Here is a 14,460-nt window from a genome sequence, read left to right on the forward strand (position 1 = left end):
TTTACTCATAGTTTTTAGTGACAGTTTTCAATGACCATTTTAAATAACAGTTTCGATTATAAATAATTAGAACGATAGAAAGAGCGTGACCTTATGATTACCATGGAAGAATTACAAGCTGCGATACAGCAACGGATAGATAATTATCATATTACTGACTTTCCGCTACAAAAAAGAGCCGTCTACACTCTAGAGTTGCTGGATAGCCTAAACCATATACTGGCTCAAGATATTGCTTCGCCTTTTGATGTGCCGCGACAAAATCTATCTGCGATGGATGGCTATGCGATTGCAAAGGGAAGTGAGTTATCAGAAAGCAGTACTATCGAAATCGTTGGTGAGTCGCAAGCTGGCAGTGCTTATACTGGTGAGACAGCGGCAGGGCAAGGGGTACGTATTTTTACTGGTGCAGTCGTGCCAGATTGCTGTGATACGGTCATTATGCAAGAGAATACAAACTTTGCAGCTATCAAAGCGACCGTTGATAAATCTCGACCTTATAACATTACGCTTACGCAAACCGCCAAAGTTGACGATAATATCCGCTCACAAGGCGAAGAGATTGAGTCTGGGGAAGCCGTTTTAAAAATCGGTAAACGCCTCAATCCTGCAGATATTAGCTTACTGGCCAACCTTGGTATTAGCCAAGTTAACGTGTTCCAGCCGCTCGTTGTAGGCGTGTTGGCAACAGGTGATGAGCTCGTGGCTATTGGCAATGAGCTACAAAGTCTAGCCCAAATATATAACTCTAATACCCCAACGCTCAAAAGCTTGCTGTCAGATCTGCCTATCACTATTCGTGATTATGGCATTATCCCTGATAGCCTAGAGCAGACAACTATCGCAGTCAATGAGGCCATACAGGACTGTGATGTACTGATATCGACGGCAGGTGTCTCAGTTGGTGACTATGATTTTTTGACCAATGTGATTGAAACACTAGGTCGGATTAACCATTATAAAGTGGCGATGAAGCCTGGTAAGCCTTTTGTATTTGGTGAATTGAATAAAAATCTCGATAAGCCAGTACTGTATTTTGGCCTACCGGGCAATCCGCTATCTACGGTTGTGGGTACGTTACAGTTTGTGATTCCTGCATTGTGGCAAATGTCAGGTGCTAGCGTATCAGAGCAGCCAATGCCGCTAACTATCAAGGCCAAACTCATCAGTGATATCAGAAAATCTCCCGGCCGCAAAGACTTTCAGCGTGGCGTATTGTCACGAGATAAGACAGGTAATTATCAAGTTGAGTGCTTCTCAAGACAGCAGTCACATAGAATCAAACAGCTGAGCCGCGCCAATTGCTTTATTGTGTTGGACAAAGACAGTGGGAACGTAGCAGCTGGTAATGACGTCGTTGTACAACCGTTTCCTTGGCTACATCGCTAATTCATCGTTTGCCAATTTATTGTAAGGTGGTCGCACAAAGCTAGAGAGCAATCCTATAACCTTACACTGGTATGCTAAACACGAATAACAAAGTAGTGCTTATAGTAAGCAGTACTGATGGCAGTAACATATGATTGATGACAACATAGATGACAAACACAAAATAGACAGCCCGCAACTGTATTCACCGAGCTTGGCACCGGCAATGTCTGATGGCTACATAGAGCCTTCCTTGATCGTGCCCACTGAGCAGATGAGTGACTATCACCAGCCGCTAACCGATGGATTTGCACGGCGTCTGACATACTTGCGTCTATCTATTACTGACTTTTGTAATTTTCGCTGTGAGTATTGCCTGCCAAATGGCTATCAAGGTAAGCGCCCTGATGATGAGCTGAGTATCTCTGAAATTGCCACCTTGGTGCGCGGCTTTGCTCAGGTAGGTACTAAAAAAGTTAGAATTACAGGTGGTGAGCCCTCTATTCGTCGTGATGTTGTCGAAATCATCGAAACGATTAAGCAAACTGACGGTATCGAGACGGTCGCGATGACCAGTAACGGTTATAAATTGGGTAAACATATAGCCAGCTGGCAAGCGGCTGGACTTGACCAACTCAATATCAGTATGGACAGCTTTGATGCCGCTACTTTTCATAAAATGACAGGCTTTGATACCTTGCCGCAGATATTGGCTGACATGGATATATTGTTAGAAACGACTGATATCAAACTGAAAATAAATAGTGTCTTGATGGCGGAGACTGCTTTTGAGAACTTAGTCACGGCGATCGACTATGTCAAAGATAGACAAGTGACTTATCGCTTTATCGAATTTATGCAGACCAGTGATAATAGCGATTTGTTTTTTGCTCAGCATGCTCAGTCTGATATTATCACTGATTACTTGTTAGAGAATGGGTGGCAGCCGCACGAGCGCGGTAGTGCCGATGGCCCAGCGGTAGAGTACAGTCACCCTGAGTATATCGGTCGTATCGGTATGATTGCCCCATATGCGGCGCATTTCTGTGATACCTGTAATCGTCTGCGTGTAAGCAGCCAAGGCAAGGTGCATTTGTGTCTGTTTGATCAAGGCAACTATGATATCCGTCCATACTTACAGCAAGACGATATCCAAGGACTGGTAAACACTTTACATAGCTTTATGCCAATCAAGCCTGAGCATCATCATCTGCATGACTCTAACAGTGGCATCATGCACAATCTATCGATAATCGGTGGTTAAGATATTCCAAGTCTGCAATCATGACGCTGATAGAAACGGTTTTCCAACGCAATCTTTTTTAACATAGCTCTTTTTGATACAACCGCTTTTTAATACAATTATAAAATGACATCTATAAAGGATTATTTATGAGTAAGCCTGCTGCACAATTTACACCGCTTAATATTGCTGTATTGACTGTTTCTGATAGCCGTACGCTGGCAGAAGATACGTCAGGCCAGTACTTAGTAGACAGCTTGACCGAAGCAGGGCATCATTTAGCAGATCGTCAGTTAATTACCGACGATATTTACCAGATTCGCGCAGTCATCAGTGGTTGGATTGCTAGTCCAGACGTTCATGCGGTTATTACCACTGGCGGCACAGGGTTCTTCATCAGAGATAGCATGCCAGAAGCTGTGAGTGTGCTGTTTGATAAATCAATTGATGGTTTTGGTGAAATGTTCCGTTTAATCTCAAAAGATGAAATCGGTATGTCTACCGTACAATCACGAGCAGTTGCTGGTATGGCCAATGGTACGGGTATATTCTGTCTACCTGGTTCTTCTGGTGCTTGCCGTACGGGTTGGGAAAATATCTTAAAGGATCAGTTTGACAGTCGTACTCGTCCATGCAATTTTGTGCCGCACTTTTTGGCACAAAATCCTAGCCATGATTGAGTTATAAATAATTGAGCTATGAGTGATATACAATCAAGCCTCACAGGTAATGGCCTAGTGACAGATTGCTCAAATAATCTGGATGGTTTGGCAGGTGTGGTTATCTTGGCAGGCGGGGCATCTAGACGTATGGGAACAGCCAAGGCGATGTTGACACTACCGTCAGGTGAGCAGCTGTTAGACTATCATGTTCGTCATGCGAGCAAGTTACAGGTTCCTATATTGATTGCAGATAATGGTCGCGGCTTTCAAACGGGTTTAGATGTCCATTTAGAAAAAACCAATTCGCCTATTATTCATATTGCTGATTATGATATTGACTCTAATGAGCATGATGAGCAGATTAAAACTGGCGGCGCTTTGGTCGCTATCGAATCAGCCTTACAAACATTGAGCGATTTGAATGATTCAGGCATATCAAAAAATGTACAAGCATCGTGGTTACTGGTTATCAGCTGTGATAGCTTAATACCAGCAACTGACTTGTGGCAGAAATTACAATGTGAAATAAGCCTTGCTGCCGATAAAAAAGTAATTTGCTTAAAAGATGATAGTCACTTATATCCATTATTAGGGCTGTATCAGTTGAGCATTGAGCGTGATTTGAAAAACTATATAGATAGCGGACAGCGTAGTGTAATGCAGTTTATTCAGCCATTAGTGCAAGCTGTACCATTTAGCAAAGAGTGGCAAAATTTGACCAACTTTAATACGCCTGAAGAGTTTAAGCAGGCATGTGCTGCTCTACCAAAATAATAAAAATATCACATAGAAAAGGTTATATAAATGAATGACAGCGTTCAGATAAATCCGCAATCTACTTTATCTCACTTAGATAGTGATGGTGATATTACCATGGTCGATGTCAGTGGTAAGACAGCAACGACGCGAGAAGCCAATGCCACTGGACAAGTACGCTTTCCCAGTAAAATTTATGCGAAGATTAAAGCGGCTGATGGAATGACCAAAAAAGGCAGCATTACGCAAACAGCTCATATCGCTGGTATCATGGCGGCCAAACGCACTCATGATCTTATACCGCTTTGTCATCCACTACCGCTAGACAAGATAGGCTTAAGCTTTGAGTACAATGACGCGCTCAACAGTATCACGGTTAGTGCGGTGGTCAAGGTTACGCATAAGACAGGGGTTGAGATGGAAGCGTTAACAGCGGTCAGCGTTGCCTGCTTAACTATCTATGATATGACCAAAGCGCTATCGCATGACATCGTTATAGATGATATTCATTTGGTTAAAAAGACAGGTGGTAAGTCAGACTACAGTCATGCTTAAAGTGACAACATTGCAGAGTGCGTCGTCAATTAATCAATCAATAAAGATATGATAAATGTCAAGCAAGGAAGCTTGTATAAGAGGGAGAGGTTTATGAGTGCTATCGATATGACAACTAATGTCAAATCAACGATGAATATTAATGTCATGTATTTTGCCAGTTTGGCTGACGAGGCCAATTGTCAGCAAGAGACAGTAAGCGTACAACAGGATACGTCATTGACTGAACTATACGAACAACTTAGTCAAAAGCATCGCTTTAGCCGTCCGCAGTCAGAGCTACGCGTTGCAGTAAATGACTACTTTGCTAAATGGACTGATCAGATAAATGATGGTGATAGCGTAGTTTTCATCACGCCAGTGGCTGGTGGTTAGATAAGCGTTTACTAGTGTCCATTTTGTCAGTGGCTATTCAGTTGCGATAAAGAGAAAATAATAAATAGAGAGTAAAAATGACCGACAACGTCCACGATCATTCCATGACTATCAAACGTAGTGCTGATGACGCTTACCTTATCGCTGAACGTGATGGTTTTACGCTACTAGATATTGCGATTGATGAAGATAGGCTAAAAAGTACGTTAGATAATGACAGCTGCGGCGCGTTTGTTTGCTTTGAAGGGCGCGTGCGCAACCATAATAATGCCGCGAGCGTTGATCGTCTTACCTATTATGGTTATGAGGATTTGGCCATCAATCAAGGCCGCACCATTATAGAAGAAGCCAAAAAGCGTTTTGAAATTACGCATGCTATTGCGATACATCGTATCGGTGCGTTAGAAATTGGCGATGTAGCTGTGTGGGTTGGGGTAGTGTCAGCGCATCGTTATCCAGCATTTGATGCTTGTCGCTGGATATTAGATACCATCAAAGCAGACATTCCTGTGTGGAAGCAAGAATACTACGAAGACGACTCGTCTAAATGGCTCAGCAATAATGGTTAAGTCATTAGTTACTGTCTGTGTATCTGCTTGTCTGCTATTATCACTAAATGCTTGTACGCAAGACAAAGACGCTAATACGACGCTTACTGATACTACTGAGCAATCTCATACATTGCGTATTGCTGCGGCTGCTAACTTATCTGATGTACTCCCTCATATCATTGATAGCTATCAGGCTGATAATAACTCATCTGCCCAAAATATTTCAGGTATCTCAGATATTGAAGTTACTTATGCCTCTTCTGGCAAGTTATATGCGCAAATCAAAGCAGGGGCACCGTATGATATATTCTTGTCTGCCAATCAAGATTTCCCTGCTAAATTGGCTGATGAAAATTCAGCTGATGTTACTAGTAAAGACCGTAAACTAACTAAGCCCTTTACATATACTAGAGGACAGTTAGCGCTCTATAGTGTCAGCAAACCTTTAAACGATTTTACGCCAACATCGCTGGGTGATGTGTTTACCAGTGCTGACTTTACTCAGGACAGCAAGGTGGCTATCGCTAACCCTGACCTTGCGCCTTATGGTGCCTCTGCAAAAGCCTATCTGCAATCACAAGACATGTATAGTAAGTTAAATGCTCAAAAAAGCTTAATACAATCAGAGAATATCGGTCAAGCATTTCAATATGCGCATACGGGTAGTGTGGACTATGGTTTTGTAGCACAGTCTCAGCTTGTTGCGATTAAAGCCAAGCCTGAGCACTTTATTACCTTATTGCCAACGTCTTATCCAGCTATCTTACAAGATGGCATAATCGTTAATAACACTGACCAAGCAGCAGACTTCACCGACTACCTGCGCTCAAAAGCAGGACAGCAGCACTTCTTACAAGCAGGCTATCTGGCCGTCCAGTAATACGTTAGACTAACCCCTCTCATCATAGAACGAGCAGTGACATTATATGATCGACCAGTCTCTTATGTCAGATATGCTCAGTCCATTTTGGGTGAGCATCAAGCTCGCTTGCGTGACCACTTTATGTCTATTGCTATTTGCAACGCCTATCGCTTATTGGTTGGCTAAGCCGAGCCGTATAAGAGCAATAGGACGTCTTAAGGTACTGCTCATGGGCATCATTGCGATGCCTCTGGTGCTACCACCTACCGTGATTGGTTTTTATCTACTGTTACTGCTCAGTCCTAGTGTGGGTATCGGTAAATGGTTGAGCGAACATAATATTAGCCCGCTGATTTTTACCTTTGAAGGTCTGGTCATTGGTTCTATTATTTACTCATTGCCTTTTTATATACAGCCTGTCTATGCACAGTTTTTGCGTATTCCGCAAAGTGTCACGGAAGTTGCTCATCTCTTAGAGCCCAGTCGTATGCGACGGTTTATGAAAGTAGCCTTACCGCAAGCGCGGGTAGGTATTATTTTGGGCAGTTTGGTAAGCTTTGCCCATACCATTGGAGAGTTTGGGGTTGTACTGATGATAGGGGGCAGCATCTCAGGTGAAACTAAAGTGGTATCGATTGCTATATATGAGCAGGTAGAAGCGCTTAACTATGAAGCAGCGCACATGATGTCTGGTATTCTAATTATTATAGGTGTAGTGATGGTAGCATTAATCGCTAGTGTGAGCCGAATAAGTCAACGTCCATAGCACTAAAACATGCGCCTATTGTATCTATGATAATAATCAACCAACAATTAATAAAAACATGAGTCCTACCCACAATAGGGATTTTAGCAAGAATCTAATGTAAGCTTCATAACTCAGATCATTATGTATCAAAAACCTCTTTCCCAGAGAGAGCTCTTATGCATCTATGACTATCGTTTCCAATAAAATACAACTCTTCATGTATTAACGTTAGTCTAATTAAGAACACTTGATAATATATCAAAAATAGTTTGGTTCTCTATGAGAAGATAACTCAAAATGCTTGGAAGGATGATACCTATAGTTATAGCAATAGCTAAGATTTTCTTGTTTACTTTGAGAGGGCTTGTCATAGATATTTGTGGAAATGATTTTAATACGTAAATTTTTATATGATTGTCAGTAATTTTTATATTTTCTAAAATATCTGTTTTACTTTCTCTAGTAAAGTCAAAAAAAGCATTGATACTAGTAGAAGTATATTCCTTGCTATTTACGGTATAAGAATACTTTATCCTCAAAGTAAATAAACTGTAATCTTCTAGCCCTGAGACTGATTTTTCAATAGTATTAACTTCTACTACCTCAGCCCAAATTCTTCTAGCATTGATTAGTATGTAAAAATCGAAAATCAGTGCAGAGATAGTGTAAATACCAACTAGAACCATCAACAAGAGTAATGTATATATCCAGAACATAGCTGTCCTTTGAGTACTTTTATCAATTGAATCTACCAGTATGTGCTGTATTTATCATCATAATATTAATTGAGACTACACTGTGAACCGCCCCGGTATTGTCGGAGACTTAACATTCTGAGAGAATACGACAATGAAAAGACAAACCTACACTCCTGAGATTAAAGAACGCGCCGTTCGCATGCTGATTGAAGCGTCGAGCGACTATCCTTCTACATGGTCAGCCATTCAAGCCATAGCGTCAAAGATTGGCTGTACGCCTGAGACACTGCGATCCTGGCATAAAAAGCACATAGACCAAACCATTCCCGCCTCAGTGCAGGCTCAAAGTGACAAAGAGCGTATCAAAGAGCTTGAACGCGAGAACAAAGAGCTCAAGCAAGCCAATGAGATTATACGTAAGGCTGCTGGTCTTGAAGCCCAGGCGGAGCTCGACCGTCCACCCAGATAATGGTTCAGTTTATTGATGACTATAGAGGTAGTTATGGGGTCGAGCTGATTTGTAGAGTACTACCGATTGCCCCGTCAACCTATCACCGTACTAAAGACCTAGAGTGCTGCCCTGAAAGACGTTCACTGCGCAGTCAGCATGACGACTACTATCTCAGCGAGATTAAACGCATCTGGCAGGACAGCAAATGTCGCTATGGTGCTCGCAAAGTCTGGCGGCAGATGAAGGCAGATGGCATTTATATTGCACGCTGCACCGTCGAGCGTTTAATGAGTCAGCACGGCTTACAAGGTGTCTGGCGCGGTAAGGGTAAGATTACCACCAACAGCCGTGACGACCAAAAGCGTGCTGACGACTTGGTCAATCGTAACTTTAATGCCCATCGTCCTAATCAGCTGTGGGTTGCAGATTTTACTTATATCAAGACATTGAGCGGCTGGGTTTATACCGCTTTTATCATCGATGTATTTGCTCGCGCTATTGTCGGCTGGAAAGTATCGAATCGTATGAACACTGATATGGTAATGGCAGCATTAAATCAAGCGATAACAGATAGAAATAATCCCAAAGATGTGATTCATCACAGTGATCGAGGGGTTCAGTACTTATCTATTCGCTATACCGATAAGATGACGGACTCTGGCGTGATTGCTTCTGTTGGTACAACAGGCGATTCATACGATAATGCACTGGCTGAAACGGTCAATGGGCTTTACAAGTCTGAGGTGATTCATTATTTAAAGCAGAACTGGACTGGTGTGAACGATGTTGAACTTGCAACCCTTGAATGGGTGGATTGGTTCAACAAGAAGCGTCTACATAGCACGATTGGATATGTGTCACCCTTTGAGTTTGAAAAGCGGTATTATGATAATTTAACCCTGTCAGGCATCGCTGCCTGACTCAAGTAGATCAGCCTTCGATATAGTCGGGGCGGTTCACTATTCTTTTCTTGGAGCTTAATTGTCTGAGTTCTTATTTCTGAACACTTCTGATTTGAGAGGTACAGAGATAACGGCATATATAAATAATATTAAAAGAATAGGAACTATAAAAAGTAAACCATTAGCTCTATGTCCAAGAATAATACCTAAAGGGAAGAAAATTATTAGAGTTACAATTGCCCATTTTCTAAGCTTATTCGTATCTATTAATTCGTAATTACAGTATGGACATGGAAGCTTCTTAACATCTAAAGTACTATTTATAGATGAGTCAGTTTTTGTACTTTTAATGATTAAAGACAATCTATTAGGTAGTTTATGTTTACAGTTTGGACATATTAATACACTCGACATGCTATTTTCCTAAATTGATAACTCATAAAGCTGACTACTATACCGCCTATAACAGCAAGAGCTATAGTTAGTAGTAAACCAACAAAGGTAGCCGCAGTAACGAAGCCTAGTACAGCAAAAATAGCTGAAGCACATATTATAGGTATCATTAGTATTGCAGCAGTGATAGGATCGCATTCACTAAACATAGTGTAAGCATTAATTACTATAGATGCTACGAAGTTAGCAGCAGCCAGTATGCTTGATATAACTATGCTTTTCATACCGAAGATAAACTCGCTAAGGTTTTCAGCAAATGTTGTATAAGTGAGAATAGTCCATGATAATTTATCTTCATCACCTCCCACAGTAAACCCACCATCAAGCCCACCACCGATCATGTACGCTCCAGCGCCTGTGTTCGGATCTAAGATAGTATAGCCCGTACCTGACCAGCCATTAAGCGTGATTTGAGTATCATGCACTGTGACTGTTTTACCTGCATTCACTCCGTTGCGGATATCTGTCATAACTACATTACTATGATTCAGCTTTGGTAACACCTCAGCATAATTGGCTTTGGTAATCGTATAGATAGTTTGACCTTGTTGTGCAGCTAGACTGAGTGCCTTTGTTGCACTGATGCCATCGGCTTCTTTTTCTGGCGTATCAGGGTTGTCAAACAGTTGCTCAGGAACGAGATTCTCGTTTAAGCTATAGCTGGGTCGGTAATCACCCCAAATTTTAATAACCTTGGTCACGAAATGGTCACCGTTTGGTCACCGAGCACTTGGTCACCGATTTTCAAAGCATAGAGTGCTTGCAAGAAAACTTGTCATTCATGCATTGTTAAAGAGTAGAGTATTTTGCAAAGGTCAATATAGGGAAAACATCCAACCCTTATAAACACAGGCTTTTAGAGTAACTGCAGACACAAAAAAACCTCAAACAATCTAATGTTTGAGGCGAAACTTGCTTAAACCCAAAGGTTTAAATTCGTTTTAAATATGGCGCAGCGGACGGGACTCGAACCCGCGACCCCCGGCGTGACAGGCCGGTATTCTAACCAACTGAACTACCGCTGCTTAGGTCTCTTAGCTTGTTTAGCCACTTGCTAAGAAGTGGTGGGTGATGACGGATTCGAACCGCCGACATTCTGCGTGTAAGGCAGACGCTCTACCAACTGAGCTAATCACCCTTCGAAAAATTGCGATGCAATTTATTCAACATCAACTGAGCTCTTAAGTTTGTCACTAAGCTCTGCTGCTGTGGGTGTGTATTATATAGATTTACTGTTGGGTGTCAAATATTATTTTAATATTTTTAGAAAATAATCATAAATCGCACTTGTAATCTATCAAAAATAGCACTCAAAGCCATGTATTATATAGCATTTCTAAAAGTACACTTATTATCATTACTTGTTGTTTAGAGGTGAAAAGCTACTATACTATGGATGCTTTGCTCGTTATGGATGCTTTATTCGTTGAACACGTTTGATGGAGGCCAATATAAACACTTTTACTATTAAAGATACTTTTACCAGCTGGACCTGGGGAGACTTAGCGGGTCTAGGTCTGGTGCTGCATATTGTACTTATGATAGTAATGACGCTGCGCGTGGTTTCTGTGCAGCGCAATATTGGTGTGTCTATTGCTTGGGTGGCTGTGCTTTATACGTTACCAGTATTTGGTTTTGTGGCTTACATTTTGCTCGGTGAGCCGATGATTGGACGGCGCTATCGTGAACGCGTAGATCAAGCCAGCATCTTGATGAACGATATGGCAAGGCGTGAGCATCTGATTTTTGATAAAGGGCAGGACTTATTACCAGCCAACTACCGCGGTGTTAGCCAAATAGGAACGCGCTGGACAGGGTTTGGTGTATTTCCCAATCATCAAATGCAGCTGTTGACGGATCCTGCTTCTATTTTTCAGCGTTTGATTGAAGATATCCATGCCGCCCAGCGTATTGTCCTCATGGAATTTTATATTGTCTATCCAAAAGGACAGGTGTTAGAGGTCATAGAAGCGCTGTCTGTAGCGGCTCAGCGCGGCGTAGAGTGTCATATATTGGCTGATAGTGTGGGCAGCTTTAGCTTTATTAATAGTAGCGTGCACCGCAAATTAGAAAAAGCAGGAGTTTATGTCCATCAGTCATTGCCAGTAGGGTTATTTAAGACATTATTTAAACGTTCTGATTTGCGCAATCATCGCAAAATGGTGGTTATCGATGAACATATTGGCTATATCGGCAGCTTCAATCTGGTTGATCCAAGGTTTTTTAAGCAAAACAAAAATGTCGGTCAATGGATTGATGTGGCGCTACGAACGACTAGCCAGCACTCAATTAGTATCAATACAGCGATGGCCAAGGTAATTGTTACCGACATCGGTGCTGAAAGTAATGACAATCTTGCCGAGCTGCATCAACGGGTTAATAACTACACCCGTAAGTTATATGTGATGCATCCGACCATCAATGATCTAAATAGCCGACTGAAGGTATTGGCGGATACGATTGATGATCATGAGCAGCCAGATATTGGCGCCACTTCGATTGTCGTACCAAAGATGCCTGTCGTGGACAAAGTCTTAGCGCAGCTAATACCTTCAGCACCGCAGCTAACGGCTCATGTGATTTATAATACGTTAGTTACCGTGATTCATCGTGCCAATAAGCGCATCCGTATTACCACGCCTTACTTTGTCCCTGATGAATCCCTATCGGGCGCGCTGACGATAGCAGCTAAGCGCGGCGTTGATGTGACGATTATTGTTCCTGAAAAGGTTGATTCATTTCTGGTACAGCACGCTTCTCAGGCTTATTATCAAGAGTTGTTGGATGCAGGGGTAACGATTGCATTGTTTAGAGGAGGTTTGCTACACGCAAAAACAGTGGTTATCGATGATGACTACTGCTTATTTGGCACCGTTAATATTGATATGCGCAGTTTTTATCTAAATATGGAAGTCAGTTTGGCGATTTATACGCCAGAAATGGTCGCCCAAGTAGCGGACTGTCAGGAAGTCTATTTAGAAAACTGTCGAATCTTGGATAGTGATGAGTGGCAACAGCGTCACGGATCAAAACGCTTGTTTGATAATGTCGTGCGCTTGTTCAGTCCTTTATTGTAGCACTCAGATTTTTAGGGTAAGGTAATCTACCAGTACCGTTCTATTATTTTAGTAGTATTAGCACTTTTATAGCCTATGCTTTTTTGGTTTATCTATCTGCAAAGAGGTCACTCCCGTCTATGTCTGCATCACCTTTAACGCCACTGGACTATATTGCAGAAGGCTACTGGCAAGACTTCTTGGCTGGGCGTCCTATTGCGGGCGGTATCGCCTACGAAACTGAGCTGCGCGCTTGTACACTAGACGAGTCGCTTGAGAGTTTACAGCGTATCGATACATTATTGTCCCAAGTGCGCCGAGATATGATTAAGAGTGGTATATGGGATGAGACGACGCTGCTGGTCGATGAACGCTATCGTAATTTTATGGTATTTTTGGCGTTTTATGCAGGTCGTGTATTGGCGCAGCAGTGGCAAAGCAAGCCACATTGGTATGGTCAGTTTGAGCTGCGTAAGCGTTACCCTGAGCTAGCCTTGATCACCGATGATTTTTATCAGCATATGGCAGTCGGTTATGATGATAGCGTAGGTAAAGAGCGCTTATTTTTTGTACTAGAGCCAATAGGGCTGCGTCTGTTTGGTCATATTGATCGGCAGTTTGACGCAGTACAAGGCGGGCAAGTAGAGAGTGGGTTATATCAAGCGGTTAGCCTTAGACTACCAACTATTTTGAGTAACGACGTTCATTCAGTGTCCGAATTAACAGCGAATAAAGTAACAATAAACAAAATAACAACACATAAAGCAACCACTCATCAAGTCGCTGATAGTGGTAATCCGAGCGCAGATTCAAATACGCATGTCGGTACTAGCCAATCGAGTGAGTTTCTGGAAAAGCCAGAGGAAGTATCGATAGGAGCTGAGCATAATCAAGTTAATATAGTTGTAACTGATGGTGAGAGTCTCGCAGCTCTATCTGCTATGCCTGACACTGTAACTGAGTTACAAGCAAGCGTAGTGCCTCCTGAGTCTGAGAGCCCAATAAAGCCTGAGCTGACTAAAGTATCACAACCAACAGCCAAGCCTACGTCGTCTGTAAAAAGTACATCGACGCCAGAGATGTTTACGCAACTGCTGGTAGAATTAGATGAGATAGCGGTGCCACAACCAACTGGTGATGTTCAGTATCTGCAAGCACGCAAAGTACTGGATCAATTCGAGCAGCATATTGCCAAACAGAACAAACCTCGTCGCCAAGTTATATTTTCAGATGATCATATCGCAGCAAAAAACAAAGCGTTGCTATTACTACAAGCGGCTGCTGAAGATGGTAATACAGCGGCTATGTTACGTTTGGCCATGTATGAATTGTTAGGTGAAGGTTTGACAGCGGACAGTGACAATCAAAAAAAATCTGGCGTAGATTGGGTTAATCAAGCCGCCAGCAAAAACGACAGCCGTGCTCAGCGTCTACTCAGTAAAATGTATTATCAAGGAGTAGGGGTGTCTCAAGATATAGATAGCGGTAAATACTGGTTAGAGCAAGCAGCGGATAATGGTCATGCAGAAGCGGCCAATCTGGTCAAGCAATGGCAGCAAGCAGATATGCTGCTGACCACACAGAAGCAAGAGCAGCATAGCACCAAGCGTTATCAGCTGTTAATCGGCGCAATCATCGCAGTCGCTTTATTGATAATAGTCATTATCTAATAACTATTTACTCAGTAACTTTTTAAAAGCTTATTGTTACAGCTTAAATTCAGGTAGAATTGGCGCGCTTTACCTTTACCCTTTTATTGTTTGATTCATAACTAATCTGG

General features: G+C 42.2%; 14 protein-coding genes, 2 tRNA genes and 1 other annotated feature. Of the genes, 12 read left to right on the forward strand and 4 right to left on the reverse strand.

Annotated features, from left to right (window positions below):
* Positions 1-93 precede the first annotated feature (93 nt).
* From ACS8FA_RS18850 to modB, 9 genes are all read left to right on the forward strand, one after another.
* Positions 94-1,389: a molybdopterin molybdotransferase MoeA gene (locus tag ACS8FA_RS18850; protein WP_439265597.1), complete on the forward strand. Its 1,296-nt coding sequence runs from the start codon at positions 94-96 to the stop codon at positions 1,387-1,389.
* Between the two features lie 205 nt (positions 1,390-1,594).
* On the forward strand, positions 1,595-2,632 hold the full coding sequence (gene moaA, locus ACS8FA_RS18855) for a GTP 3',8-cyclase MoaA (RefSeq protein WP_439265677.1): 1,038 nt from the start codon (positions 1,595-1,597) through the stop codon (positions 2,630-2,632).
* 128 nt (positions 2,633-2,760) lie between these two features.
* Complete coding sequence (moaB, locus tag ACS8FA_RS18860) at positions 2,761-3,291, forward strand: molybdenum cofactor biosynthesis protein B (RefSeq protein WP_102078147.1); 531 nt, start codon at positions 2,761-2,763, stop codon at positions 3,289-3,291.
* 18 nt (positions 3,292-3,309) lie between these two features.
* Positions 3,310-4,047, forward strand: a complete 738-nt coding sequence (gene mobA / locus ACS8FA_RS18865; protein ID WP_439265595.1) for a molybdenum cofactor guanylyltransferase — start codon at positions 3,310-3,312, stop codon at positions 4,045-4,047.
* A 30-nt stretch (positions 4,048-4,077) separates the two neighbouring features.
* Positions 4,078-4,584, forward strand: a complete 507-nt coding sequence (moaC, locus tag ACS8FA_RS18870) for a cyclic pyranopterin monophosphate synthase MoaC (RefSeq protein ID WP_439265593.1) — start codon at positions 4,078-4,080, stop codon at positions 4,582-4,584.
* Positions 4,585-4,677: 93 nt separating this feature from the next.
* Positions 4,678-4,959, forward strand: a complete 282-nt coding sequence (locus ACS8FA_RS18875) for a MoaD/ThiS family protein (RefSeq protein WP_439265591.1) — start codon at positions 4,678-4,680, stop codon at positions 4,957-4,959.
* 77 nt (positions 4,960-5,036) lie between these two features.
* Positions 5,037-5,528 (forward strand): molybdenum cofactor biosynthesis protein MoaE, encoded by a 492-nt coding sequence (locus tag ACS8FA_RS18880; protein WP_439265589.1) that lies wholly within the window; start codon positions 5,037-5,039, stop codon positions 5,526-5,528.
* Positions 5,521-6,390 carry a molybdate ABC transporter substrate-binding protein gene (gene modA / locus ACS8FA_RS18885; protein ID WP_439265587.1) on the forward strand — a complete coding sequence of 290 codons (870 nt, stop codon included), beginning with the start codon at positions 5,521-5,523 and terminating at the stop codon, positions 6,388-6,390. Before ACS8FA_RS18880 ends, modA begins: the two co-directional genes overlap by 8 nt.
* A 46-nt stretch (positions 6,391-6,436) precedes the next feature.
* A complete protein-coding gene (gene modB / locus ACS8FA_RS18890) occupies positions 6,437-7,138 on the forward strand; it encodes a molybdate ABC transporter permease subunit (RefSeq protein ID WP_439265585.1) in 702 nt (233 codons plus the stop codon).
* A 215-nt stretch (positions 7,139-7,353) separates the two neighbouring features.
* On the opposite strand, the gene ACS8FA_RS18895 is transcribed toward modB, so the two are convergent.
* Complete coding sequence (locus ACS8FA_RS18895) at positions 7,354-7,836, reverse strand: hypothetical protein (protein ID WP_057759076.1); 483 nt, start codon at positions 7,834-7,836, stop codon at positions 7,354-7,356.
* Positions 7,837-7,969: 133 nt separating this feature from the next.
* Here ACS8FA_RS18895 and ACS8FA_RS18900 point away from each other — a divergent pair.
* Positions 7,970-9,189, forward strand: a protein-coding gene (locus ACS8FA_RS18900) for an IS3 family transposase (protein ID WP_102091412.1) whose coding sequence is annotated in 2 segments (ribosomal slippage) — positions 7,970-8,252 and positions 8,252-9,189 — 1,221 coding nt in all. Because the reading frame shifts where the segments join, the coding sequence is not laid out codon by codon here.
* Positions 8,245-8,361 (forward strand) — a sequence feature (AL1L pseudoknot). It overlaps the preceding gene by 117 nt.
* 380 nt (positions 9,190-9,569) lie before the next feature.
* Here the strand turns inward: ACS8FA_RS18900 and ACS8FA_RS18905 are convergent.
* The 3 genes from ACS8FA_RS18905 to ACS8FA_RS18915 all read right to left on the reverse strand — a co-directional run bounded on the left by ACS8FA_RS18905 (position 9,570) and on the right by ACS8FA_RS18915 (position 10,762).
* Positions 9,570-10,325 carry a hypothetical protein gene (locus ACS8FA_RS18905; RefSeq protein WP_439265768.1) on the reverse strand — a complete coding sequence of 252 codons (756 nt, stop codon included), beginning with the start codon at positions 10,323-10,325 and terminating at the stop codon, positions 9,570-9,572.
* A 247-nt stretch (positions 10,326-10,572) separates the two neighbouring features.
* Positions 10,573-10,649, reverse strand: a tRNA-Asp gene (locus ACS8FA_RS18910).
* Between the two features lie 37 nt (positions 10,650-10,686).
* A tRNA-Val gene (locus ACS8FA_RS18915) sits at positions 10,687-10,762 on the reverse strand.
* A 301-nt stretch (positions 10,763-11,063) separates the two neighbouring features.
* Between ACS8FA_RS18915 and ACS8FA_RS18920 the strand changes: the two genes are divergently transcribed.
* Together ACS8FA_RS18920 and ACS8FA_RS18925 are read left to right on the forward strand one after the other, a co-directional pair.
* Positions 11,064-12,701: a cardiolipin synthase gene (locus ACS8FA_RS18920; RefSeq protein WP_439265766.1), complete on the forward strand. Its 1,638-nt coding sequence runs from the start codon at positions 11,064-11,066 to the stop codon at positions 12,699-12,701.
* Positions 12,702-12,820: 119 nt separating this feature from the next.
* Positions 12,821-14,350 carry a tetratricopeptide repeat protein gene (locus tag ACS8FA_RS18925; RefSeq protein WP_439265764.1) on the forward strand — a complete coding sequence of 510 codons (1,530 nt, stop codon included), beginning with the start codon at positions 12,821-12,823 and terminating at the stop codon, positions 14,348-14,350.
* Positions 14,351-14,460 lie beyond the last annotated feature (110 nt).

Origin of the sequence: Psychrobacter sp. 1Y1 (genome assembly GCF_051847395.2) — a bacterium.
GTDB lineage: Bacteria > Pseudomonadota > Gammaproteobacteria > Pseudomonadales > Moraxellaceae > Psychrobacter.